Source organism: Amnibacterium endophyticum, from assembly GCF_042680685.1.
Taxonomy (GTDB): domain Bacteria; phylum Actinomycetota; class Actinomycetes; order Actinomycetales; family Microbacteriaceae; genus Amnibacterium; species Amnibacterium endophyticum.
Genome location: NZ_JBHUEA010000019.1, coordinates 55,469 through 78,728, shown reverse-complemented (window position 1 = coordinate 78,728; position 23,260 = coordinate 55,469). Strand labels below are relative to the sequence as shown.

General features: G+C 69.7%; 26 protein-coding genes. 8 read left to right on the top strand and 18 right to left on the bottom strand.

Features of this window, described 5'->3' with window-relative positions; genetic code table 11:
- Window positions 1-335: 335 nt before the first annotated feature.
- The 4 genes from ACFSBI_RS12540 to ACFSBI_RS12525 form a co-directional block, all read right to left on the bottom strand.
- Window positions 336-1,559 (bottom strand): DUF4232 domain-containing protein, encoded by a 1,224-nt coding sequence (locus ACFSBI_RS12540; protein WP_377935424.1) that lies wholly within the window; start codon window positions 1,557-1,559, stop codon window positions 336-338.
- Entirely contained in the window at window positions 1,556-2,149 is a 594-nt protein-coding gene (locus ACFSBI_RS12535) for an RNA polymerase sigma factor (RefSeq protein WP_377935422.1), read from the bottom strand. The genes ACFSBI_RS12540 and ACFSBI_RS12535 overlap by 4 nt, the downstream gene beginning before the upstream one ends.
- 114 nt (window positions 2,150-2,263) lie before the next feature.
- Complete coding sequence (locus ACFSBI_RS12530) at window positions 2,264-2,626, bottom strand: GntR family transcriptional regulator (RefSeq protein WP_377935421.1); 363 nt, start codon at window positions 2,624-2,626, stop codon at window positions 2,264-2,266.
- Complete coding sequence (locus ACFSBI_RS12525) at window positions 2,623-3,555, bottom strand: hypothetical protein (RefSeq protein WP_377935419.1); 933 nt, start codon at window positions 3,553-3,555, stop codon at window positions 2,623-2,625. The genes ACFSBI_RS12530 and ACFSBI_RS12525 overlap by 4 nt, the downstream gene beginning before the upstream one ends.
- 338 nt (window positions 3,556-3,893) lie before the next feature.
- Here ACFSBI_RS12525 and ACFSBI_RS12520 point away from each other — a divergent pair, with 338 nt between their 5' ends.
- The 3 genes from ACFSBI_RS12520 to ACFSBI_RS12505 all read left to right on the top strand — a co-directional run bounded on the left by ACFSBI_RS12520 (window position 3,894) and on the right by ACFSBI_RS12505 (window position 6,624).
- Window positions 3,894-4,325, top strand: coding sequence for a hypothetical protein (locus tag ACFSBI_RS12520; protein WP_377935417.1), 432 nt, complete (start codon window positions 3,894-3,896; stop codon window positions 4,323-4,325).
- A 999-nt stretch (window positions 4,326-5,324) separates the two neighbouring features.
- Entirely contained in the window at window positions 5,325-5,858 is a 534-nt protein-coding gene (locus tag ACFSBI_RS12510) for a hypothetical protein (protein WP_377935413.1), read from the top strand.
- A gap of 103 nt (window positions 5,859-5,961) precedes the next feature.
- Complete coding sequence (locus ACFSBI_RS12505) at window positions 5,962-6,624, top strand: hypothetical protein (protein ID WP_377935411.1); 663 nt, start codon at window positions 5,962-5,964, stop codon at window positions 6,622-6,624.
- A gap of 207 nt (window positions 6,625-6,831) precedes the next feature.
- Here ACFSBI_RS12505 and ACFSBI_RS12500 read toward each other — a convergent pair whose 3' ends face one another.
- The 7 genes from ACFSBI_RS12500 to ACFSBI_RS12470 form a co-directional block, all read right to left on the bottom strand.
- On the bottom strand, window positions 6,832-7,062 hold the full coding sequence (locus tag ACFSBI_RS12500; RefSeq protein ID WP_377935409.1) for a hypothetical protein: 231 nt from the start codon (window positions 7,060-7,062) through the stop codon (window positions 6,832-6,834).
- A 110-nt stretch (window positions 7,063-7,172) separates the two neighbouring features.
- Window positions 7,173-7,601, bottom strand: a complete 429-nt coding sequence (locus ACFSBI_RS12495) for a PIN domain-containing protein (protein WP_377935407.1) — start codon at window positions 7,599-7,601, stop codon at window positions 7,173-7,175.
- A complete protein-coding gene (locus tag ACFSBI_RS12490) occupies window positions 7,598-7,840 on the bottom strand; it encodes a FitA-like ribbon-helix-helix domain-containing protein (RefSeq protein WP_377935405.1) in 243 nt (80 codons plus the stop codon). Before ACFSBI_RS12490 ends, ACFSBI_RS12495 begins: the two co-directional genes overlap by 4 nt.
- A 258-nt stretch (window positions 7,841-8,098) precedes the next feature.
- Window positions 8,099-8,881 carry an alpha/beta fold hydrolase gene (locus tag ACFSBI_RS12485; RefSeq protein WP_377935403.1) on the bottom strand — a complete coding sequence of 261 codons (783 nt, stop codon included), beginning with the start codon at window positions 8,879-8,881 and terminating at the stop codon, window positions 8,099-8,101.
- 604 nt (window positions 8,882-9,485) lie between these two features.
- Window positions 9,486-10,904: a protein kinase domain-containing protein gene (locus tag ACFSBI_RS12480; protein WP_377935428.1), complete on the bottom strand. Its 1,419-nt coding sequence runs from the start codon at window positions 10,902-10,904 to the stop codon at window positions 9,486-9,488.
- A 392-nt stretch (window positions 10,905-11,296) separates the two neighbouring features.
- Window positions 11,297-12,055: a MerR family transcriptional regulator gene (locus tag ACFSBI_RS12475; RefSeq protein WP_377935401.1), complete on the bottom strand. Its 759-nt coding sequence runs from the start codon at window positions 12,053-12,055 to the stop codon at window positions 11,297-11,299.
- Window positions 12,056-12,368: 313 nt separating this feature from the next.
- The gene (locus ACFSBI_RS12470) at window positions 12,369-12,926 is read right to left on the bottom strand and encodes a TetR/AcrR family transcriptional regulator (protein ID WP_377935399.1); all 558 of its coding nucleotides are present in this window, start codon (window positions 12,924-12,926) and stop codon (window positions 12,369-12,371) included.
- 87 nt (window positions 12,927-13,013) lie between these two features.
- Between ACFSBI_RS12470 and ACFSBI_RS12465 the strand changes: the two genes are divergently transcribed.
- Entirely contained in the window at window positions 13,014-14,126 is a 1,113-nt protein-coding gene (locus ACFSBI_RS12465; RefSeq protein WP_377935397.1) for a zinc-binding alcohol dehydrogenase family protein, read from the top strand.
- Between the two features lie 155 nt (window positions 14,127-14,281).
- Here the strand turns inward: ACFSBI_RS12465 and ACFSBI_RS12460 are convergent, their stop codons facing one another.
- Together ACFSBI_RS12460 and ACFSBI_RS12455 are read right to left on the bottom strand one after the other, a co-directional pair.
- Window positions 14,282-14,710: a PaaI family thioesterase gene (locus tag ACFSBI_RS12460; RefSeq protein WP_377935395.1), complete on the bottom strand. Its 429-nt coding sequence runs from the start codon at window positions 14,708-14,710 to the stop codon at window positions 14,282-14,284.
- A gap of 110 nt (window positions 14,711-14,820) precedes the next feature.
- Window positions 14,821-16,308, bottom strand: a complete 1,488-nt coding sequence (locus tag ACFSBI_RS12455) for an MFS transporter (RefSeq protein WP_377935393.1) — start codon at window positions 16,306-16,308, stop codon at window positions 14,821-14,823.
- 203 nt (window positions 16,309-16,511) lie between these two features.
- Between ACFSBI_RS12455 and ACFSBI_RS12450 the strand changes: the two genes are divergently transcribed.
- Window positions 16,512-17,021 carry a TetR/AcrR family transcriptional regulator gene (locus tag ACFSBI_RS12450; protein ID WP_377935391.1) on the top strand — a complete coding sequence of 170 codons (510 nt, stop codon included), beginning with the start codon at window positions 16,512-16,514 and terminating at the stop codon, window positions 17,019-17,021.
- Window positions 17,022-17,034: 13 nt separating this feature from the next.
- On the opposite strand, the gene ACFSBI_RS12445 is transcribed toward ACFSBI_RS12450, so the two are convergent.
- Window positions 17,035-17,655 (bottom strand): NAD(P)-dependent oxidoreductase, encoded by a 621-nt coding sequence (locus ACFSBI_RS12445; RefSeq protein WP_377935389.1) that lies wholly within the window; start codon window positions 17,653-17,655, stop codon window positions 17,035-17,037.
- A gap of 70 nt (window positions 17,656-17,725) precedes the next feature.
- Between ACFSBI_RS12445 and ACFSBI_RS12440 the strand changes: the two genes are divergently transcribed.
- On the top strand, window positions 17,726-18,181 hold the full coding sequence (locus ACFSBI_RS12440) for a MarR family winged helix-turn-helix transcriptional regulator (protein WP_377935387.1): 456 nt from the start codon (window positions 17,726-17,728) through the stop codon (window positions 18,179-18,181).
- Window positions 18,182-18,324: 143 nt separating this feature from the next.
- Here the strand turns inward: ACFSBI_RS12440 and ACFSBI_RS12435 are convergent, their stop codons facing one another.
- The gene (locus ACFSBI_RS12435) at window positions 18,325-19,086 is read right to left on the bottom strand and encodes an SDR family NAD(P)-dependent oxidoreductase (RefSeq protein WP_377935385.1); all 762 of its coding nucleotides are present in this window, start codon (window positions 19,084-19,086) and stop codon (window positions 18,325-18,327) included.
- Between the two features lie 74 nt (window positions 19,087-19,160).
- On the opposite strand from ACFSBI_RS12435, the gene ACFSBI_RS12430 reads away from it, so the two are divergent.
- Window positions 19,161-19,757 carry a TetR/AcrR family transcriptional regulator gene (locus tag ACFSBI_RS12430; protein ID WP_377935383.1) on the top strand — a complete coding sequence of 199 codons (597 nt, stop codon included), beginning with the start codon at window positions 19,161-19,163 and terminating at the stop codon, window positions 19,755-19,757.
- 432 nt (window positions 19,758-20,189) lie between these two features.
- Here the strand turns inward: ACFSBI_RS12430 and ACFSBI_RS12425 are convergent, their stop codons facing one another.
- Entirely contained in the window at window positions 20,190-20,573 is a 384-nt protein-coding gene (locus tag ACFSBI_RS12425; RefSeq protein ID WP_377935381.1) for a PIN domain-containing protein, read from the bottom strand.
- Window positions 20,570-20,836: a type II toxin-antitoxin system Phd/YefM family antitoxin gene (locus ACFSBI_RS12420; RefSeq protein ID WP_377935380.1), complete on the bottom strand. Its 267-nt coding sequence runs from the start codon at window positions 20,834-20,836 to the stop codon at window positions 20,570-20,572. Before ACFSBI_RS12420 ends, ACFSBI_RS12425 begins: the two co-directional genes overlap by 4 nt.
- A 212-nt stretch (window positions 20,837-21,048) precedes the next feature.
- Between ACFSBI_RS12420 and ACFSBI_RS12415 the strand changes: the two genes are divergently transcribed.
- Complete coding sequence (locus ACFSBI_RS12415) at window positions 21,049-21,804, top strand: leucine-rich repeat domain-containing protein (RefSeq protein WP_377935378.1); 756 nt, start codon at window positions 21,049-21,051, stop codon at window positions 21,802-21,804.
- Between the two features lie 70 nt (window positions 21,805-21,874).
- Here ACFSBI_RS12415 and ACFSBI_RS12410 read toward each other — a convergent pair whose 3' ends face one another.
- Window positions 21,875-23,131 carry a GDSL-type esterase/lipase family protein gene (locus ACFSBI_RS12410; RefSeq protein ID WP_377935377.1) on the bottom strand — a complete coding sequence of 419 codons (1,257 nt, stop codon included), beginning with the start codon at window positions 23,129-23,131 and terminating at the stop codon, window positions 21,875-21,877.
- Between the last annotated feature and the right edge of the window lie 129 nt (window positions 23,132-23,260).

Sequence of the window (23,260 nt, the reverse complement as noted above, 5' to 3'; positions counted from 1 at the left end):
CCACCGGCGGAGCGGGGTATGCGGTCGGTCATGGCGGATACAGAACCAGCGTGCTGCCATGCTGCGCAGTCCCAGTGTGGGGTGGGCGAGCCAGTGCCGCAGGTAGCCCCAAGCGCTTTCTTCTCAGCGTCAGCCTTCGCCCCTCATCGCGCTCAAGGCTGCTTCCTCTTGCACCCCTGCACACGAGAGCCCGGTCAGCCGACTGCCCTGCATCCCAATATCGCGCAGCGGTAACGAGACGTCATCGATCCCGTCGATTGTCGAGTGCTCCGTGTTCGACGCAGTCCTGGATCGAGCAGTCGCCCGGCGGTGCCCGACGGGCCGGTTCCTCGTCCTCAACTGTCGGCCGGATCGGTGGTGACGACGGGATTGATGCCGAAGCTGCGCTGACTGGTACTGCATGCAGCGTAGGCGGGGCTGTCCGGGACCGGGACGGTGATGGTCGAGCCGGAGATGTCGAGCCGCAGGGCGGTGATCGTCCTCGGGTGGCAGAGCTCGAGAGGGATGGCGGGGAGGGAGGGGCTGGATGCCGGGGAGGCTGCAGCCTTCTTCGCCTCGGCGCGAGCAGCCGCAACTGCGTCCACGTCTTCCTGTGTGAGACGGGTCCGGGTGGAGAGGTCGGCGATGAGGTAGCCGTGACCGCCGGGCACGAGCCGGGCGGGCGGGAACTCGTGGAACTTGTCCTCGGTCCCCTCGCGTGAATCCAAGGATCGGCCGTTGATGTCGTCGCCACCGTGCGTGGGACCGACGGCCTGCCCCCTGCTGTCGAGATAGGTCATGCCGGGCCAGGACCGGACTGCGCAGTCGCTGCTGCTGCGGTTGGTGATGGTCACCACGCCGTCGCTCTCGCCCTTGATCGGGTCGATGGTGCCGGAGGGTGCGAGATCTCCCGCGGTGCAGGTACGCAGCGCGGCAGGGACGGTGCCGCTGGTGGCGCCGATCCGGGTCGTGGCGCGGAGGATGCGCGGATCGACCTTCCACATCCGCATGACGAAACGAGGATCGCCCTTCACCGTGACCGAGACTTCCACGGGTCCTCGCTCGACCGCGGCGTCATCGCCGCCGCTGCGGCCGCTGCGCCAGAACGGCTGCTGGATCACCTGCCGGTTGCAGACCCAGAGATGTGGCTTGCCGGAGGCGTCGTGGATCGTGATGGCACCGCCGCCCTCGCAGATCGCCGCGATGACGACCGTCGACCCTGCCACGTCGAAAGGCCCGGACCCGCCCGGGCTCCGGTCGGTCCAGGTGTGCACGACCGCTCCGTACGGCTGCTTCGGCAGCTTCTCCAGGAGGCTCGACTGCGACCGTGCACTGCTGCTCGGAGTCGCGGCCGGCAGTCGACCGTCAGACCGGACGTTGGTCGCCTGGAACGTCGCGACCGCGAGAGCGACGACGATCAAGCCGACCACCGCTGTCACCCACACGGTCCGCCGGCCCTGCGGCGCTGCGGGACCACGGCGGGCGGCTCTGCGATCGGTGACGTCACGAGCGATCAGGGCGGTCAGGGCGTCCTCGAGCCCGGCTGCGAGGCGCGGATCCATCCGGTCGCGGTCGGTCATGACTCCTCCAGGAGTGTGGAACGGGTGATCGGATCGACGGACAGCAGATTGCGCAATCGCGCGCGAGCACGGGTGAGACGGCTGCGGGCGGTGCTCTCGGACAGCTGCAGCACTGCGGCCGCCTCCGACACGGAGTAGCCCTCGAACACCGTCAAGGTCAGCAGGCTCAGATCGACTGGGCGCAGCCGCCGCAGGGCAGCACCCAATGGCGTCGCCGCACGCTGCCCGTCGACTCGAGCGCCGGCCACCTCGGCCGGGTCCAGCGGTTCCATCGGTTCGCGCGGAAGCTGGGCCAGCAGGGCCTGCCACCGCCTCGTTCCTCGGCGGGTGTTCCGTGCGATGTTGCCCGCAGTGACCAGCAGCCAGGGGCGGACGCTGCCCTCGACGAGCCGAACAGCCTGCCGCCGGCGCCACAGCTCCAGGAATGCCGCCGCGGCGACATCATCAGCATCCGCGTTGGTCGGAAGGAGACGACGGGCGAATCGGAAGACGTGATCCCGATGCAGCGCGAACAGCCGGTTGAACGCCCGCGCATCACCGGCCGAGGCCGCAGCCCACCACGACGACTCTTCGCCCGACTCGACCCGCACACCTACACACTGTCCGGATCGATCCGAAACGCTGCACTCCCGAGCCAGGCGTTCCGCGCGGCGAACTCGTCCAGGTCCTCATCGAGCCGAGCGCCGGCATGGAACTCCGCGGTTCTACGAGGTGCGGGTGGGCGGCCAGGTGGCCCGCACGGCTGCGAGAGCGTCGTCGAGGCTGGTGCCGTTGGCGGCGACGGTGGTCGTGAAGGCCTTGGCTGCATCGGTGGTGCTGTCGCTGACGGCGTTGTCGGCGGCGACGGTGGTGCCGTGTGAGCGGTTGCTGGTGACCAGCCCGTCGGTTTCGAGTTGGCGGTAGGCGCGGGCGACGGTTCCTGGGGCCACTCTGAGGTCGCCCGCGAGCTGCCGGATCGCGGGGAGCCGGGCGCCGGATGGGAGCGTGCCGGCACGGATAGCGGCATGCAGCTGCGCTCGGATCTGTTCAAAGGGCGGGGTGGGGTCCGACTGGTCGAGGGCGATCACGCCACGACCGCCGACCCGAGCCGGGCGACGCGCACTGCCGCCAGCACTGCGATCACGGCCACCACAAGACCGGTCACGAGCACTGCGGCCCCGAGCACGACGGTGACGATGCCGACGACGGAGAGAGCTCCCGCCGCGCCTGCCGCCAGGCCGGTGTCCAGCACGGGTGCGTTCAGCAGCGGGGTGCCGGCTCCGACGAGGAACTGCGCTCCGGTCAGCAGCACCGCAGCGAGTACGACCAGTCCCACCAGCGATCCGGCGTTGCGCCTGAGTGCCCGGTCAGCAGGACGAAGCTCCGGCCAAGCAGCAGTCGGGGTCCGGCAGATCCGCCAGAGCGCCAGATACCCGCTCGCGGCGAGGATCAGCAGCGCTCCGAGGGTCGGGAGCGCGAAGTACCAGCCCGGGAACAAGTAGGGACCACCCGCTGAACACGCAGCGGTGAAAAGCGACGTACAGATCAGTCGCCCGTCTCCGACTGGCGACTTCGACAGCAGCCCGCACACGAGCAGCAGCAGCCCCGCCGCCAGGAAGGCGCCAACGACCAGTCGAAGCCTGCTCGTCCCGAGCATCGACAGAGGAGTCCGCCGCTCCAGCTGCGCCGAGCGCACCTCGACCTGTCCCTCGATCACCGCTCCGGGCAGCAGCGCGAACGCCCCCAGACCTGTCCCCATCGCCAGCGCAGGCGCAACCGCGAACAGCACCCCCTGCAGCAACGGCTGCCGATCAGTCACGATCGCCAGCACCAGGAAGACCACCAGGGCCAACACCACCGCAGCGGCAGCGCGCAACAGCAGACCGCGCTGAGCCCGCGCAAGCGCCGCACTTCTCGCGTCTGCCGCCACGACGCTCAGCCGTCCGCGAGCGATCAACGCACCCAGCGCAAGCAGACCCCCGAGCACCCCGGTCAGGACCAGAACGATCTCGAACACGACACCCTCCCTTGTACCGCGTCAGTAGTACAAGGGTAAGCAGTCGTGTGTCAACCAGGCAGTACACGCTTGTCGGCTGTGTGTAGAGCAAGCCTTGCCGCGCGCCGTATCTCAGACCTGCTCCTAGGACGACGCATCGTTGACCGTGGTCGGGAGGCACGAGACGATCGGGTCATCAGCAGGAGAAGGTGACTCCCGTGGCCACTCCAGAGCGAGGTCTCGCCTCCCGGCTCGCGAGTCGGACGATCGTCAATAAGCGCCATCTCGTACCTGGAAGGCGAAGGACGTCATCGCGAAGAGGGCCGCCATGAGAAGCGCGAACCCGTCACGATGACGTCGTGCGACTCATCAGCGTTCTCCTCCTCGCTGGTGGCCTCGGTTCCGCTGCCGGCTTCGTCGGCGGCGGGCTGACCGGCCTCGTCTGGGGCGTCGTCTCCTGGAGCCCATTCGTCGTCTGGTTCGCGCTGGTGAGTGCTTTCGCTGGTGCGTTGGTCGGCTCAACGGCGGGAGTCGCGGCAGCCGCATCGTCCGCGCTCATGCGGCGCGCCGGAGTTCCAGCACTGCTCGGCAGGGTCGTGGTCGCACTCTCGGGGGCAGTGGCCGGCGTGGCGGCTGCCGTCTGCTCCTTCGGCTCGTACCTGGCCTCCCCCGAGCCGACCATCGGCGGAATCGTCGCGGTCACGGCTCTGACGACCGGAATCGCGATGCCGGTGCTCGACAAGCTTCTTGCACCTGCCGCACGCGGCGGCGTGCGGCAGACCGCGTCGTAGGCCGCACTCACACCCCTGCCCGTGCGAAGCCGCATCACCCGCAATCACCGTGTGTCGGAACACGCTCGACAGGAACGGGACGCACCGTGAAGCGGCTCGCTTATGGTCTCGCTCATGTGGTCTCGGAGGTCGGGCTTCAGGCTCTGGATCTGCGCAGGCGTCCTCGTGACGCTCCTCACGGCCTGCACCTCCGTGAACAGCGGACCGTCTCCTGCCCCGTCATCGTCCGCGCCGACCGCGGCCTCCTTGCCGGCATTCGGCGATCGCGGCCCGGAGGCGTACGCCCACGGCAGAGCACGATTGCTCGACAGCGGCGACTACCTCTACACGGTCGCGAAGGGAGACACAGCCGAGGGCATCGCTCGTCGCTTCGGCAGCACTCCCGATCGGGTGAGCGCGGGAAGCCGTGGCGGATTGGAGATCTTCGCGGGCGACGTGCTGCGCTTTGGTCCAGCACCCGGGGCACCGCGAACGACGAGCTCTCCATCGGATTGAGGTCGGCCTCAAGTGCCTGCTCGCGAGATGCGGAGCGGTCATCGCTCGGGCGCTGCGGCCTCGACGGCGTCCGGGCGCCACAGCACTGCCGCCGGCTCTGCGCACATCCCTTCAGCCCAGGTGACCTGCAGCCGTCGGCCGTGCTCGTGAGGCTCGACGATCTCGAGCACCGCTTCCCCAGGACGTCGTGCAGGCGATGCTGCCCGGGCCCGAGGATCTCCGCGGCGAAGCGCTCGAACTGCAGACGCGTGCCTTCGACCGGCTCCGTCACGACCTGCGTGCCTCGTACGGCGTCGTGGCGGAACAGCACCACGATCGAGTCGCCGTCGACGCGTCCGGCGAGCCACTGCGCGCCACCCCGTCGCGCTACCGCGGCACGCAGCGCCTCCAGGAACTCAGCCGGCGACGGAGACACCGCCCCATCGTCCCGCCCCACTCACGAGGAGCTGAACCGCTGCCGCTCCCACGGCCGGGTGCTGAGCTGATGCGCGGGACACTGCTGCCGTGGCAGAGCGATTACGACTCGATCCGGCCGAGGTCGCCACCGCCATCCGCGACCTGCTGCGCAAGGACACCGACCGGGTCGACGACCCGCACCCGATCCCAGAGGATCGCGGCGGCTGGCACGCCGACAACCCCCTCACCCCCGACGCTCCCGGCGCCCCGGTCTACGAGCCGGAGTCGTGGCGCTGGTTCGAGCTGGTCGACGTGGGCTTCGTGGACGAGATGGTGCTCATCGTCTTCCGCTGGACCGACCCCGCCACCCCCGAACTGCGCTACAGCTTCCTCGCCCATGCCGACCAGCTGCCGAACGCCGCGAGCATCGCCACCGTCATCCGCGGCCAGCTGCGGACCCTCCTCCAGCCCGGATGGCGCGACCGGGTCGAGAAGCAATGGCTCTCCCGCGACAAGGTCCTCATCCGCCGGCCCCACAACCGCCCCGACCGCGCCCACTCAGTGATCAGAGACCAGGTGGAGGCCATGCAGGACCAGATGCGGGAGGAGATCTGGCACAAGGCACGAACCACGCCCGCCTGACCCGCGCGCCAGGACGCTCTCAACTCACCGCCGGCGAGACATCTCATTCCCCTGCTGCCACGACATCTCCGACGGCCACGGCCAATCTGGCGCGGTGACGGGTGTGGTCGACGAGGACGTTGCATGGATCCGCCGTGGAACCGCGATCGGCGGGACGATCCGATCAGCGATCCCCGGAGGCTTCGACGCGTACGGCCTACTCGAAATCTCGGAGGAGCGCCCCACCGAGGACGCGCTACTCCGTGCTGTCGCTCCCGGAAACAGCACGGAGCTGATCGCCGGGTGGATCGATCGCGGGCCCTACCCGCCGCATCCTGGGGACGAGCATGTCCTCTACGCAGCGTGGCGCTACCGGTTCCAACGAACCGAGGCCGCCTGCCTGCAGGGATTGCCCGCAGAGGGCGAGGGCGGCTTCCCCGACCTGCTGTTCCCACCTGACCGCACGTGGCTCATCTCACTGCTCTGGGACGACTCGTGGAGGAGCATCGGAGCCAGCCACGAGGTGGCAGCCAGGATCACGAGCGCACTGCCGTCGTTCGAGCCGGTCGATCCCGATCGAGGAGACAGGCCGCGATGTCCGCTGACCGACTGGAACTTCATCCGCCGGTCTCGGCTTCAGTCTCGTCGCCCTGCCGATGAGCCGTATGCCCCCGGTCGGGGTCGACGGAGCAGCGAGAGCAGACCCACGACTGAGGCGGGTACGAGCAGAGCAGCCGCAACGAGCGCGGCCTTCTCAGCCGGCGCGATCTGCGTCACCTGCGCGTAGAGCGTCGCGTCGATCTCGCCGAGGAGTGCGTCGAAGCGGGAGTACCGCGTGAAGTAGGTCGCCAGCGCCGTCGCACCCGAGGCCAGGCCGGCTCCGAGCAGAAGTGCCGAAGCGACCAGAACGCAACTGCGACGAGTACTCACGCGCAGCAGCGTGGCACCTTGAAGGCCTGCCGCTTCACTCCCCCTACTGCTGATACCGGCCCCTTCAGTGCCGCACGCTTCGCACGATGCCGCCGACCGAGATCAAAGCGATCGTGTTCCTGATCTTGTTCGCAGCGAGTGCATGCCCTGTCGCCGCTTGGAACACGAAGGGCCGAAAGCCCGCCGCTGAGACCAGGGCCGACGCATCCTCGTCCGACGACCCGATGAGCTCGTCCTCGTGCTCACGCGCCCAGAGGTCCTCCGGGCCGTCCGACTCGTTCGGTTCCACAGTCACGCCGCGCGACAGTAGGCGGCCAGGACGCAGGACCATGTCTCAGCTCACTGCTGCTGAGATCCGCTGCGGGTCGTGCGGGAGCGGGATCGCGCTTCCGGTCGCGTCGCCGGTCAGTCCGATGCTCGCCACGGGTTGAAGAGTTCGACACCGGTGTCGGTGAAGTCCGATGTGTGGCGGGTCGCGAGCAGTTCCGCCCCGGCGGCGAGCGCTGTCGCCGCGATGATCGCGTCGGCGATCCCCACGGGGCGGCCCTGCTCGCTCCTTCGGCGCAGGACGTTCGCGTAGATGGCTGCAGCGTCTTGATCGAACGGCGCGATCCGATCGACGAACACCACCGTCAGCAGCTCCCGCACCCGCTGCCCGAGACGCTGCCGGCGCGCACCACCCGGAAGCGTCGCCACTCCCGCGAGCAGCTCGGCGGCGGTCATCGAGGTCAGCCACAGGCGGTCCGACGGCCACTGATCGACCCACGCCAGCATGCGGCCGTCCGGCGAGGGCCGCATGAGCTCGGACACCACGTTGGTGTCCAGCACGATCACGCCTCGAACCCCGCAGCCCGCGCCGGCTCCCCCGAGCGCTCGACGTGGGGCGCAGGCTCATCAGCGAACAAGTCCGCGATCCGGCTCCCCAACCCCGTCTCGGACACCCCCTTCGGCGCGACCGCAGCGGAGAGGATCGCTCGCGCCTCGGCCTCCATGGACCGCCCATGCGCGGCCGCCTGCGCCTTCAACCGATCCCGCACCTCCACCCCGAGATTGCGCACCGTCAGCACCGACATCCGATCACCTCCGCGAAAGTGCTAGCAAAGTGCTAGCACCTTGAGGAACGGCGTCAACGCCGACGCCCGGAACCGGAGGACCTCCGCTGCCTGCCCGCGAGACGTCTCAGTGACCTGCTCGCGAGACGCCTTCCTCGCCTCGAGAGCGAAGGGGACTGCTACGCCTTCGGTCGACTCTTCCGCCGTGTTCGACGCGCCGCCCCGTGCGTCATCACGGGGACCGGTGCGGCGCGCACGCTCGCGACGGGCCGGCCGCGCTCAACCGGTGCTGTCGAGAATCAGCCTGGTCGCTTCGTGGGGTGCGTCCCACTGCGGGAAATGACCGCACCGATCGAACCAGTGCAGCACCGCGTCGGGGTAGAGCCTGACAGCACGCGCGGCCTGTCTCGGCACGGCTACCAGGTCACGACGACCCCAACCGATCGTGACCCGGCCGGGCACCGTGCCAGCCGGGGCGCCCTGCTGCTTGGGCCCCTTCGTCAGGGCGTCCATGGCAGCACCGGTCGACGGCGAGTCGGCCAGCCCGCGCACGTCCGGCATCACGGTCTCGCGCGAGAGCGCCCAGGGCCGTGCAGACAGCTGCGCCAGCAGCACGGTCCTCCCGACAGGGTTGCCGAGCAGTGCTGGCAACACGGGTCGCAGTACTCGGACCGCAGCGATGGACGGCCGCAGCGTGGCGCTGAAGACGGCGACCTCGCGGTCGCTCCAGAAGCCGCCCGGGTCCAACGCCACGGTGTCGCCACCGACGCCCCGCCGCGCGAGTTCGAGCACGATTCGACCGCCCATCGACTGGCCGACGGTCGAGACCCCGTCGAGGCCCTGTTCGCGGATGAAGTCCGCGACGGAGTCGGTCAGGGTGGCGATCGAGACCTCGCCGGTCAACGGTGGCGTCTCGCCGAATCCCGGCAGGTCGACAGCGATCACCTCACGGCTCCCGGCCAGTCCGTCGAGTATCGGGCCCCAGGATCGCCACCCAGCACCCAGACCGTGGACGAGCAACAGCGGACTGCCGCTCCCTCGTCTCACATGATTCAGCGTCACGCGGTGACGCTAGGTCAGTTGGAACACCCGATGTCTGGTTCACACCACATACGGACTATGGAGGCGCAGGTGGCCCTCGTCCCACTGCTGCAGGCCGGCCGGTGGGCGGACGAATCGTCCGCCGGCACATCCCAAGGTCAGACAAGGCGCGCATGCTGCTCGACGACACCGGGTCTTCGCGTGCTGTCAGCGCCGCGTGCAGCATCTCGGATTGCACGCGAGCGAAGGACGTACCGCCATGGTCATCGCTGCTGCGCCGTCGCCTCGACCATGTCCTCGGTCGGACTGCACAGGAATGTGCCGGGTCGGGGCGGGCGCTGAGATCGCCGCAGGAGCACCCTTGTGGCGATGCGACCGCGGACACTCCGGCCCTCGGATCATCGGCAGCACCAGCTACCTGCTCTGACGGCCGCCGAGGACCCGAGCCCTCCCTCCTCGGCGCCTCGTGAGGTTCCTGCATGTTCGACGGAGGCGCTGCGGGGGGCCGATGGCGCTCGACCCCGATCGTGCCGCTCGGCTGCGGGAGGCCGGCTTCTGGCGGTCGAACCGCCGTTCCGGCCCCGGGGACTCCTCGGCGCAGGCGCAGCGATGCTGCCGGGTGTCCTCAGCGGTCGAAGAGGGCTCGGCGCATGGCCAGTCGTAGTTCGAGGTCGTTCATGACGATCGCGGCGAGGTCGGTCATGACCCGCAGGTCGTTGGCGGTGAACACGCGGACCTCGGGGGCGAAGGCGCACAAGCTGCCGAGGGCGTGGCCGTCGAAGGTGACGAGTGGTGCGGCGGCGTAGGACCTGGGTCCGCCGTCCTGCAGCACCATGGGCAGGGACCGGGTGAGGGGATCCTCACGCATGTCGGGCACGGTCCAGGCGCCTGGCTCGGTGCGCAGTACGCAGGCAGCGACCTCGCGGTCCAGCTGCTCCTCCTCGATCCCCTGACGGGACTGCATCCAGATCCGATCGGCGTCGACGAACGACACTGCCGCGTACGGCACGCCGAGGAATTCCGCGGCCAAGCGGCTGATCCGGTCGAGGTTCGGGTCGCTGGGCTTCCCGACGGCGTCGTAGCGGCGCAGCGCCGCGACTCGCTCCGCCTCCTGCCCGTCCGCGCTCAGGGCGGTGGCCGGTAGCGGCCGGTGCTCGCTGGTGTCCGAAGCCTCGGAGACGGCGTAGCCGCGTTGACGGACGAGATCATCGATCAGCAGGTTCTGGAACACCGCCGCGACCTCGGCCAGCGCGGGCCGCTCCTTCGGCTCCAACGAGGTCATGCTCCGCAGCACCGCCCGCACGCGTGCGGGGATCGAGCTCGGTATCGCGGGGTCGTTGTCGAGGCGCGCGAACGCCGACTCCTCGACCCCACCCGGGTACGCCACCTGACCGGTGAGCGCTTCCAGCAGCACCAGCCCGAGCGAGTAGATGTCCGACGCCGCCGTCGCGCCCCGTCCCTCGACCTGCTCGGGCGCGAGGTAGGCCGCCGTTCCGGTGACGTACTCGCTGTCTCCGTCGGAGCCGACCAGGGAGCTGAGTCCGAAGTCCGTCAGCTTGCCTCGCAGTCGCACGTCGGCATGACGGGTCGCCAGCAGCACGTTCGCCGGCTTGATGTCACGATGCAGGAACCCGAGCTCGTGCAGGTACTGCAAGCCCTCCGCCAGGTCCCGGCCGAGCCAGCAGACCTGGAACCACTCCAACGGCCCGTCGAGCAGCCGCTGCTTCAGATCACGTCCGGGGATGTACTCCATCACCAGATAGATCTGCGGACGGGCGGGGTCAGTCGTATCGACACCGGCATCGAACAACGTCGTCAGCGCGTAGTGGTTCATCGAGGCGATCAGCTTCGCCTCACGCTCCTGCTCCTCCAACGCCTCCCGCGACTCCGCGTTCGCCCGGAACACCTTGATCGCCACCTGCCGCGACAGCAGCCGGTCATCAGCGAGCCAGACCACCGACCGCCCACCCGACCCCAGCTGCCCGCGCACGGCGTAGCGGCTGTCCAGAACCGGTACGGGGGCAGAACCACTCGCAGGGCCCATCAGCACTCCCACCCCTCCACAGCCCACTCCCGACCACCCGCTGCACCGCGACCTCGGCACGGGGAGCGTACGGGGACAGCACGTCCTGCAACACCCGAGCCGACCTCGAGCACCTCCCCGCGCGTCGCGGAGCCCTCAGATCGCCTCCCACCACAGCCGAATCGCGCGATGGTCGGCCGGAAGAGCTCGACAGCGCGCCGAAGGAGCACCACGGCTCGCCGTGACTCCGGTGCTCGTCGGCGCGTCGCTCCGATCGCGCTGGCCGTGCACCAGGTGCGCCGCTCTCGGTGGTCGAGACGGTTCAGGTCCCTGCTCGCGAGACGCGCAGAGTGCGGTGATGACGCAGGTACGGAGAAGCGTGGAGGCTGACACCCGTACCTGCGTCAGGGCGATCAGGTGAGGTGCGTGTCCGCGAACACCGTCATCGCGTCGCGGTAGAAGCCGGCGAGCCCGGGGCTCACCCGGTCGAACGTCGACGTGAAACGAGGGTCGTCGACGTAGGTCGCACCGAGCCCCTTGAACGCCGCGGCGTTCGGCGTCCACATCGGCAGGATCCCGTCGTAGACCGCCTGGATCTCGGCCTGCACCCGCTCGTCCGACGGAGCTGCGCCCGCCGCGCGCAGCTCGGCCACCCGCACCATCTGCGCGGTCCACTCGCGCTGCCGCGCCACGGTCTCCTCGGTCGACATCCCGGCGGCGTACTGCTCGGACGACGCGGCCTCCTCAGGCCAGCGCTCGCGTGCCTCCTCCGCGTAGCGGCGGTGATCGAACCCTTCGAACAGGTTCTCGGGCCGGTTGATGGTCATGGCGGTTCTCCCTTCGTTCCTCTCCAGGTCCGCGATGGTTCGGGCGACGGTGGCAGCGACGATCGTGAGACGGTCGCGCTCGGCGACCAGCCGATCGTGATGCTCGCGCAGCGCGGTCACTCGGTCGCGCTGCGCGTCCAGGACCTTCCGGATCTCCTCCAGGGGCAGCCCCAGCTCGCGCAGCACGAGGATCTGCTGCAACCGCAGCAGCTCGTCCTGCCCGTACTCGCGGTAGCCGTTCACCCCGACACCGGCCGGGCGGAGCAGCCCGATCGCGTCGTAGTGCCGCAACGTCCTCGACGTCATACCGGAAGCCCGGGCGACCTCGACGATCGTCCACACCATCGCCACCTCACCTCACGGACCACCGGCTTCGCCGGCCCGATCGACGGTAGGCACTGACGCAACGGCAACGTCAAGCGCAGTCCGCAGACCTCGCGTCCGCATCACTGCCGTGCGGCCACGGCGTCCGTCTCAGGTGTGCGCCCGCGAGACGTCCCACCGCCCTGGTTAGAAGACCCGTCACGCGCCTGCCCGAGAGACAAGTCCCACGGAGGGCGGGTGAGCGGGCGACGATGTGGTCGCCGGCAGTCAGGCGGGCGCTGCAGCAGAACCGGCCGGCTCTCGAGATGATGGGCGAGCCCTGCACCACCGGCCTTCAGCTGACGGCCCCGATCAGATCTGCGCGTGCCTGGTCCAGGTGGAAGCCGAAGTCGACGTCCGGGTTCGAGGCCCAGTCGGCGAAGGCAGTGTTGAAGATCAGGACCGCAGTTCGAGCGGTGAGATGCGCGGTCCGCGGCGGTGTGCCGCGTTCCTCGAGAGCCTGTGCGATCACATCCGCCATCGAGGCGTTCTTGAAGGCGTCGCGTTCCAACAACTCGGGTGAGGCGACCAGCAGGGCATGGCGCGCCGCAGCGTGCTCCAGGTAGTCCGCCAGCCCCTCGCCGGCCTTCGCGAGACCGCTCAGGGCCGCATCCATGGCGACTTCGTCCGCTCCACCGGCACGGATGTGTTGCACGACTTCAGCTTGCAGAGCGGCCGCGCCGGCGAAGAGCACCTCGCGCTTGTCGGCGAAGTGATTGAAGAAGGAGCGCTTCGTCAGGCCAGCCCGCTCCGCGATCTCCGCGACGGTCACCGCGTCATATCCGCGCTCCTGGAAGAGCTGCATCGCCGCCAGCTGCAGGCGCTCGCCCCCACCCTCCGCCCAGCGCGCCACGTCGAGAGCCTACGCCGCGAATTGCACTTGGTGCAGTTCCGTGTGACGCTTTGACTACACCGAGTGCAATCAGTCGAGAGGGACGTCATGCCCGAGAACCGTGCGGCCTGGATCCGCAGCAAGCACGCCCGACTTGAAGTCGGACCCGCCCCCTATCCGCAGGCAGCGGCCGATCAGGTCGTCATCCGGAGTCGAGCGGTCGCACTTAACCCGCTCGAGTGGATCATCCAGGTCGACGGGAACATCACCTATCGATGGCTGCACTACCCGACGGTGATCGGCTCCGACGTCGCGGGCGAGGTCGTCGAGGTCGGGACCGATGTCACCCGGTTCCGCGTCGGTGACCGCGTGCTGGCCCACACGGTCGGCACGGACAAGGACAGCAACCGGCCGGCGGAGGGCGCCTTTCAGCACTACCCGGTCGCCCTCGAGCGGCTCACCTGCCCGATCCCCGACGACCTGACCTTCGAGGAAGCCGCGACCCTGCCGCTGGCGGTCTCCACGGCGTCCTCCGCGCTCTTCCAGCAGGACCAGCTCGGCCTGCGCGCCCCGGGTACGGGTTCGATCCCGAGCGGGCAGACGCTGCTGGTGTGGGGCGGCTCGACGAGCGTCGGCAGTCAAGCGATCCAGCTCGCCGTCGCGGCCGGCTACGAGGTCATCGCGACCGCATCCCCCCGCAACTTCGACCACGTCAGATCTCTCGGCGCGGCAGAGGTCTTCGACTACCGCGCCGACGACGTGGAGTCGGCGATCATCACCGCCTTCACCCATCGCCGCTTCGCCGGCGCACTCGCCCTCGGCACCACCAGCGCCCCCGCCTGCGTCCGAATCGCCGGCGCCGCGCATGGCGACCGCAAGGTCGCCATCGGCACCCCGCCGGTCGACTTCGCCGTCCTCGCCAGCGACCGACTCACCGACCGCATCGCCCTCACCGCCCGACTCGTCCGCGCGACCATCCCGATGCAGGTCACCGCGCGACGACTCGGAGTCCGTGCGCGCTTCATCTTCGGCACGAGCCTCAAGAACAACGACGTCAGCACCGCCGTCTACCAGTACCACCTGCCGGCAGCCCTCGCCGAGCACCGCCACGCGATCAGCCCACGACCCGAGGTCGTCGGTCACGACCTTCAGGACATCCAGACTGCGCTCGACCTTCAGCGCCGCGGTGTTTCGGCTGCCAAACTCGTCGTCACCCTTTGACGGTCAGCGGACGCCGAAGCTCGAGCGATTCCTGCTGCGCCCCGAGGGCGACTGCGCCACACAGTCGCGGAGCGTTCGCCCCAGGCGACTCGCTGCACTGCTCACAAGTTCCATCGGCCCCAGCTCGCGGACTCGAACCCGCGCTGGCGCTGTCGCTATCGAGGTCCGGACGTCTGCCGTGACGGGCGGACCTGCACGATCTGACGGACGAGTGCGGTGACCGAGTCGTGCTCGTCGGTGATCGTCACATCGATCACGGTGGACCTCCCTGCTCGCTCGACGGTCGCGGTGGCGGTCAGATCGCCACGAGCGGGCCGCAAGAAGTTCGTGGAGGACTGCATGGTCGCTGGCGCCGCGGTCGGGTCCCCGCCGGCCAGCACTGCCATGACCGCCGCGGCGATGTCAGCCAGAGCCATCTGGGCCCCGCCGTGCACTCCTGCTCCGATGGTCGCGAGCTCTCCGCGAGCGGGGAGCTGTGCGACGACGCGGTCGGTGGTGAGGGTCGAGAAGGTGACTTCGAGGAACTTCGAGAACGGGACCAGGCGGTGGATCAGTTCGGTGGTAACCGGCGGGGTGGCGGACATGGCGCTCCGTTCACGTAGTGAGAGCTCAGATTGACGGTTCTGAGGACTGGTGGGTGCCGCGCCGACGCGTGTCACCCGGTTGGAGTTTCGGCGCCCGGTGAGGGGCGGGGTCAGGCAGCCGCAGTTTCCGGCACCTGCTGCGCGTCGGCGGGCTGCACGTCGTTGGTTCGACGGCGGTAGAGGGTGGCGGACAGGACCGCGCCGAGGAGGAAGAACCCGGCGCCCCACCAGTAAGCCGCGTCGTAGCCGGCGATGGCGGCCCGCCCGGGCCCGGCTGGGGTCGGCGGGACGTGGGCGGAAACGTAGTTGCTGATCGCGGTCGCTGCGACGGTGTTCAGCACCGCGGTGCCGACGGAGCCGCCGACCTGCTGACTGGTGCTCACCAGGGCTGAGGCGACACCGGCGACTCCGGGCTCGACCCCGAGGGTCGCCCGCTGCATCGAGGCCGGCAGCACCGTGCCCATCGCCGCGCCGAGCACCAGCAGGGGTGGCAGCACGCCGCCGGCGTAGGAGCTGGATGCGTCCAGTCCGGTCAGCCAGAGCATTCCGGCGACCCCGAGCAGCATCCCGACCGGGACGACGGCCTTGGGCCCGAATCGAGGCACGAAGCGACTACTTGCGATCTGAGCGGCGACGATCAGCGACCCGATCATCGGCAGGAAGGCGACGCCGGTTCGGATCGGCGTGTAGTGCAGCGTGGACTGCAGGTAGTAGGTGACGAAGAGAAACACCCCGAACATGCCCGTGCTGGCTACCAGGATCGACAGGTATCCCGCAGCACGGTTGCGGTCCAGCACGATCCCCAGCGGCAGGATCGGTGCGGCGGCGGTGCGCTGCCGGATGACGAACGCAGTCAGCAGTACGCCGAAAGCGATCAGCGGGAGCCACGTGATCGGCGCGTCCCAGCCGTCGGATTGCACGCGAGTGATCCCGAAGACCAGCCCGAACAGCGCCGTGGTGGCCAGCAGTGTGCCGAGCAGGTCGATGCTGCGACGTGTCGTGGCCCGTGCGGTGGTGCGGATGAATGCGATGCCACCGAGCAGGGCGAACACAGCGATCACGTCGTTGACGTAGAGGTTCCACCTCCAGTCCAGTGCCTCGGTCAGCACGCCGCCGAGCAGCAGTCCCACCGCGCCTCCCGCGCCGGCGATCGCCCCGAAGATCCCGAACGCACGGGCGCGCTCCTTCGGGGCCGTGAACGTGGTGGTCAGCACCGACAGCGCGGTCGGGGCCAGCACCGCACCGAACGCGCCCTGCGCGACCCGGGCGGCGACCAGCACCTCGAAGGACTGCGCGGCCCCGCCCACCGCAGAGGCAGCCGCGAAGCCGAGCACCCCGATCAGGAACATCCGCTTCCGGCTGACCAGGTCCGACAACCTTCCGCCGAGCAGCAGCAGGCTGCCGAACGCCAGCGAGTACGCCGTCACCACCCATTGCCGGTCCGCGGTGCTGAACCCCAGGTCCGCCTGCGCGGATGGCAGCGCGATGTTCACCACGGTCGCATCCAGCACCACCATCAGCTGCGCCAGCCCGATCACCGCCAGCACCAACCAGCGCCGCCGATCCGTCCGCACCTCGCCCTGCTCCACGTTCTCCACCACAAGCCCTCGCACTCGATCAACTCAACAGTCGGTGATATCAGCGTAGGCCGGCGGCAGGCAGAACTCATCGAACGCTGATTTCTCCCAGTCGGTGCGCAGCATGCCCCGGTCGGCTGCGGTGCGACCATGAGCAGGTGCCAGATGCTGCGACCACCCGACGGACCGGCCGCAGACCCGGTCCCGAGTCCAGCCGCGGTGCGGTGCTCGCCGCCGCGACCAGACTGTTCGCGGAGACCGGCTACAGCGCCACGACGATCCGGGCCGTTGCGACCGAAGCTGGTGTCGACAACGCGCTCGTGATCCAGTTCTTCGGCAGCAAGGACGGCCTGTTCGGTTCAGTGCTGGAGCACCTGCACAGCGCGCTGCCGGACCTCGGCGCCGCGGCGGCCGGATCCGGCGAGGACCGCGGGCGGCGTCTGGCGGAGGCCTACCTGTCGCTCTGGGAGGCACCGGAGACGGCACTGCCCGCACGGGCGTTGATGCGGGGTGCGATCGGGGCCCCGGGGGCGACGGCCATCGTGCAGGAGTTCCTGGAGACTCATGTGCTCCCCGCAGCGCCGCAACCACAGCTGGCACCGGTGAGCGCGATGCTGCTCGGCGTCGCGCTCACCCGCTACGTGATCCGACTGGGGCCGCTGGCCGAGATGCCGCTGGCAGCGGTGGTGGAGCTGATCGCCCCAGCGCTGCAGGCGCAGGTCGAGCGTCGCTGACCGGCGTCTCCCATCAGCGCGCGACCGGGACCACCACCTGGCCCGGGTAGCGGGCGTCGGCGGCCTCCTTCAGCATCGCGGCCGCCACATCGGCCCGGGAGATCGCGCGGGGCAGGATGCGTCGGCGCAGCTCGTCCAGCGGCACCACCTCGGCCGCAGCGCTGCTCGCACCCTTGGTCAGCGGCCCGGCGTGCACCAGCGTCGCCCCGCCGTCCAGCAGGAGCACGTCGGCCCGGTTCTTGTCCGGCATCTCGCGCCGCAGCACGATCCGCATCAGTCCCGGCCACACCGGCCCCGCCACCTCCGCCGACGGGTTCCCGCCCAGCGAGCCGAGCCAGATGACCCGCGCCGGCGCCGCAGCCAGCACCGCCCGCGCTCCAGCGGTCAACACACCCGGCGCCTGCGCCCGAGAGAGACCCAGCGCCGAGACCAGCACGTCTGTCCCCTCCACGGCGCGCGCGATCGAAGCAGGGTCCTCCACGTCGCCGCGCGCCACCTCAAGGCGCGCATCGCGCAGCTCCGACCACGCCTCCGGCCGACGCGCGATCGCGACCACCTCATGACCGCTCGCGAGCCCTTGAGCGACGAGTTCACGCCCGGTCGGACCGGTGGAACCGAGCACGGCGATACGCATGACGAGATCTCCTCCTGCACAATGGTTGTTGCTGCATGCAATGTAGTGCAAAAGATTGAAGGTGCAACCAATGCAGGATTCCGGGCTGCCCGAGCCGGTCCGCGCGGCCTGGTTCGACCTCATCCGGGTGATGACGCAACTGCCCGCCGCACTCGACCGGCAGCTGCAGGCGGACGCCGGGATCACCTGCGTGGAGTTCTACGTCCTGGAGCACCTCGCCGGCTCTCCGGACCAGACTGCTCGGCTCAGCAGCATCGCCCGCCTGGCCAACACGACCCTGTCGCGAATGTCCCACGTCAGCTCGCGGCTGGAGGCGGACGGACTCCTGACCCGTGCCACCGACCCGGACGACCGGCGAGCTACCCTCGCCACTCTCACCGACGCGGGTCAGGCGCTGCTGACCAGAGCCGGACCCGCGCACTGGCGATTCGTCCAGACGGAGCTCCTCGGCCAGATGAACGCAAGCGACCTGCAGGCCCTCGCTCGGATCAGCACTGCCCTGCTCCAACCACTGCAGCAGACCTGACCGGACCCCGCCCGCAACCCGCATCTGTTCAAGCGCGATCCATCCGCGCCGCGCGAGCACGTCCTGACCTACGCCTGAAGACAACGCCGCAACCAGTCCTGGTTCCACCCCTCCGACCGGGACGTCTCGCCCTCCCTTGCGATTCACCAGGGGGCGCGGGTGCCGTCCCAGGACCAAAGCGCTCCGGACGGCGCGTCATCGGGCAGGAGGGCGAGCCGAACGGCGCCGGTGGCCGCCTCGGCGGGGTCGCCGCCGGCGCTCAGGCCGGGAACGAGGTTGGTGGCCCGCAGCCCGGGAGCGAGAGCGTTGACCTTGAACCGGACGCCGAGCGCCTGGGCCGACAGCACGGTGACGGCGTTGACGGCCGCCTTCGAGCTGCGATAGGCGAGACCGCCACCCCGGGCGCGTTCCCAGTCGAACTGCGGATTGGCGCTGCTGCTCCAGGTCAACGAGCCGGTGCCGCTGGAGATGTTGACGATCCTTGGATGCGCCGACCGTTGCAGTGCGGGCAGGAACGCCTGCGTCACCGCGACGAGCCCGAACACGTTCGTCTCGTAGGTGCGACGGAGCTGGTCGAGCGACGTCCCCGCGACGTCCTCTCCGCCGGGGTTCACCCCGGCGTTGTTGATCAGGACATCGAGGCGGCCGACCTGCGCCACGGCCTCGCCGATCGACTCCGGGTCGGTGACGTCCAGTCGCACGGCTCGCGCCCCGTGGCCGAGCCCCTGAGCTGCTGCATCGCCCTTCGCGAGGTCCCGCGCTGCGACCCACACCGTCGCTCCTCGTTCGACGAGCTGCTGCGCGGTCGCGAACCCGATGCCGCTGTTCGCGCCGGTGATCAGCACCACCAGCCCCTGAGCCTCGAGCAGGTCTTGCCGATTGAGCTCCAACGCGTCTTCGTCCATCGAGTCCTCCAACTCCAACCAAGCGGTTGGAACCGTACACCCAATCTCCAACTCGGTCGTTGGTACCGTTCGACGTGGCTTGGGACAGGGACAGGACGCGGCGAAGGCTCCGCGACGCCGCCCTGACCGAGTTCGCGGCGCGAGGGTTCGACGGCACGACGGTCGGAGCGATCGCTGCACGGGCGGGCGTGAACAAGGAACGGCTGTACAGCTACTTCGGCGACAAGAAGGCGCTCTGGGACCTCGTCCTGGCCGAGGAGCTCGAGCGCCTGGCCGCATCGGTGCGGCTGACCGGGGCCGGCCTCGACGACATCGGGGCATTCGCGGGGGCCACCTTCGACTACCACGCGGCGCATCCCGAGCTCGCTCGCCTGCTGCAGTGGGAGGGCCTGCAGGACGGCCCTCCCGCCGATGCCGCCGGACGCACTGCGCATTACCGCGACAAGGTGGAGCGCTTCAGCGAGGCGCAGCAGACCGGACTCCTCGACGCGACGCTCGACGCCGGCCACCTCGTGTTCGCCCTCATCGCCCTCGCGGCCTGGTGGCAGACCGTCCCACAGCTCGCGGGCATGATCACGGGCACCGTTGCCGACGACCCGGCCGAGCGGGAGCGCCGTCGCGCATTCGTGGTCCGAGCCGCACACCGACTCGCGGCGCCACCCGCCCCCTGAGCCCGGACGCGGCTACCCGCCCGGGCCAGGAGCAACCGTTTCGGCGACCTACTGTTGAGGTGGCGGCGGCGCTCAGCCCTGGTTCCGTCGCGGGCGACGCTCCCGAGTGGACCACCAGATCTTCACGAGAACCGTCGTGATCTTCAGGTGCAGGCGGCTACCACGAGGCCGACCAGCGTCGAGGTGCCGGCGCCGAAGGCTGAGACCATTTCCACGTCCACCTCTTCGGGATCGCCCCACGGCAGTGGTCAGCGGGGCACCTTCAACTGGACCGTACGCTGCACAGGGAGTGAGGCGGTACGACCGATCACAAGTCGTGATCGCGTCTCAACCCCCTGCTCATGAGACCCCCCTACGCTCGCCGGTGGGAGTCCGTGCGGCCCCGATCTCCTCGAGGAGGCGCGTAAGACCTCCTGCCCGACGCTGCACGCCTCAGGGGGTGCAGATGGTCACCAGCGGCTCCAGCCCGGTGAAGTCGGCTGCGTTGCGAGTCAGGACGCCCGCGTCGTTCGCATAGGCGGTTGCCGCGATCATCAGGTCCAGCGCACGTGCTCGAGGGTTCCGACCCGAGGCCTGCACGAGACCGGCCAGGAGGCCGTAGGCGGTCGCTGCCGCGTCGTCGAACGGCAACCCCGGCCCGAGCCGGCTGGTCAGACGATCGAGGCGGGCTTGACGCAGGGCCTGCTGCACGGGATCGACCGCAGCGCGCACTCCGAACGCCAGCTCGGCGTACACGACCGAGGCGACCGCGACTTCCGCATCGGCCGGCGGCGGGTCGGCAGCGATGAGCACGCTGGTATCGAGAACCAGCCTCATTCGGTCGCCGCCCACGGGTCGCGCGGTCCGGCTTCCTCGCCCCGGCGGTGCCGGTCCTCGGCGACCCAGGACGCGTCCGGTCCGAGCTCGCGCAGCACCGTCGCGGCCTCGCTGCCGCTCTGCCAACGGGCCGAGTGATGGGGAGCGATGTCAGCCACCGGCTGACCACGATCCGTCAAGGTGTAGACCGCGCCGTTCTTCACCTCGCGGATCATCCCTGTCGGGTTCTGTCGCAGCTGGCCGATGCTGATCGTGCGCTCCACGACCCCGATCCTACCGAGTCGTAGATGATTATCTACGAGATGCGCGATGAGTGCACGCGCTTTTACGACTCCTCGTCGTAAGACCTCCTGCTTCCTTCGCGAGCGAACCCCTTCCCCAGATCGCGAGACGGTCTCCAACGACAAGGGGTCAGCGCCCGTCGGGCGTCTACCCTCGCGCCATGGGGAGGGGGAACCGACCGACGCTCGAGCGCGTGGAGGAGTACGACGGGGAACCGGCCGTGTTCGTCGCGGCCACGCAGCTGGATGCGTCCCGACCCGTGGCCTCGCGGATCGTGCAGGAGTGGTGCGAGTTCTTCGCCTCAGGCGCGAGCGCGATCCTGGATCTGGAGTTCGTGACCCGCACCCCGAAGCGTCTGTTCGCGAGTCTGCGCGGGCAGTCGCAGCTCGAGCGGCTCGCGCTCAAGTGGGGTGACTACGACGACCTGGCCGCGCTGGCGCCGATGCGGCGGCTGCTCGAACTCGATCTCGGTGGCGCGTCCGGGGTCACGGATCTTCAGCCCCTGGCCGGACTCGCCTCGCTTCGCCGGCTCAGGCTCGAGGGGACCAAGCGGGTCCACGACTACTCACCGCTCGGCAGCCTCGCGCAGCTCGAGCAGCTCACCGTGAGCGAGGGGTTGGGGGGACCACGGCTGCACGCCGACACGCTCGGATGGGTGCGCGGGCTGAGGGCCCTTCGCTCCTTGGGGTTCGGGGTGACCGTGGACGATCTCGACTACTCGGCGGTGCTGGACCTCGGTCACGTCGAGCACATCTCCATCGCGCCCGTCAAGGGCATGCACCCCTCCTTGGTCGACCTGGAGTGGGCGTCGCCGGGGATGCAGGCCGCGGCACGCTTCGGCATGGACACCGTCACGCCGTTCTACGACGTCGACGGCACGAAGTCGGGCGAGTTCCGCAAGGACGTCGACGGCAGGATCCGGTTCCACCCGACCGACGACCAGACGTAGGCGCGCAGACAGCGACAGCACCTCGCGCCCCTCCGGTGCGAACGCGCGGCAGTCCGGCACCCCGCCTCGCTCACACCTCGGCCGGCACCGGCGAGGAGGCGTCGTGCTGGTCCTCGACCGCGCGCTGGATCGCGCCCTCCGCAAGGGTCGCGTAGGCGCGCAGCTGATCGGACGGGACGTATCCGCGGCGATGCGGCAGGACCGAGGACACGCAGAAGGTGCCGATGGTCGCCCCGTCCGCGCTGACCAACGGGAAGCCCGCGTAGAAGCGGAACTGCGGGACCTCGATCAGCGGGCTGTCGCGGAAGCGAGGGTCGTGGAACGAGTTGGTGACGACGAACTCCCCCGTCCCCCGGACCGTCTCGCGGCAGTGCGACAGCTCGAGCGGGACCTCAGCGGCTCCGCCCTTGGCGGTGTTCGCGAGGTAGAACTGCCGGCCGCCGTCGACCAGCGTGACGTAGGCCAGGTCGACCTTGAACTCGTCCTTCGCGCGGGAGGCGAGGTCCTGCAGCTCGGTCTGCAGCGTCCCGTCCACGTCCTCCGCGAGCCGCTGACCCGGCGCCCAGTCCCAGGCGTGGCCGGTCACCGCCCTCGCGGTCGCCGCCCGCGTGGTGACGGAGGCGTCGAGATGACGGCCGCAGGTCTCCGAGAAGGCCGCACTCCACTCGGCGTACATGGATGGAGAGCCGTGCGGGCGGCCGGGTTCGGGGACGGGGGCCGGCAGCTCCATGAACTCGATGCCGTCGAGACCGGTGAGCACGGAGGCGACCGCCGCGTTCAGCTCCTCGACACGCCGCTGCGTCAATCGCCCGATGAGCCCGCCGTAGCCCTGCAGGTCGTGCACGGGATGGATGCCGGCGACGACCACCCGCGCACCCGGACGCCGTCGGGTGCGCAGCTCGTCGACCAGGCGCCGCATCTGCGCCTCGTAGTCCTGCACCGAAGTCAGCCGAAGGGCGTCGTTCAGGCTGAGCACGAGCAGGATCAGGTCGTACTCGCCGAGCGGATGCTCCCGGATCCACGGCACGACCGCCGCCAGGTTCATGATCTCCGCACCGACGAACTCGACCACGGTGCGCCGCCCCGATCGCCGCGCCAACCCGGCCTCGAGCTGACCGGGCAGTGCGAGCCCGTGCGACCGCGTCCCCCAGCCGTGAGCGAATCCGTTGCCGATCAGGAGCACGCGATCGGCGTCGCCCTCGGCAGCTCGACGCAGAGCGGCGGCTTCGGGCGCCGGCACGTTCTGCAGCGCCCGCAGGCGACGCACGTACCACGCCCTCAGCAGCACACGCAGCAGCCTGTCGCCGGCCTTCCCTTCTCGCGTCATGGCTCCTCGCTCCTCGCCGTCGTGCGCCGGCGCCGATGTCACTCGATCAGCGGCCACTCAAGGTATGAGGCATTGCCGCAGCACGCCTCCCCCTCTTGACGGGTGGGCACAGGGGCGTCGACCTGCCGG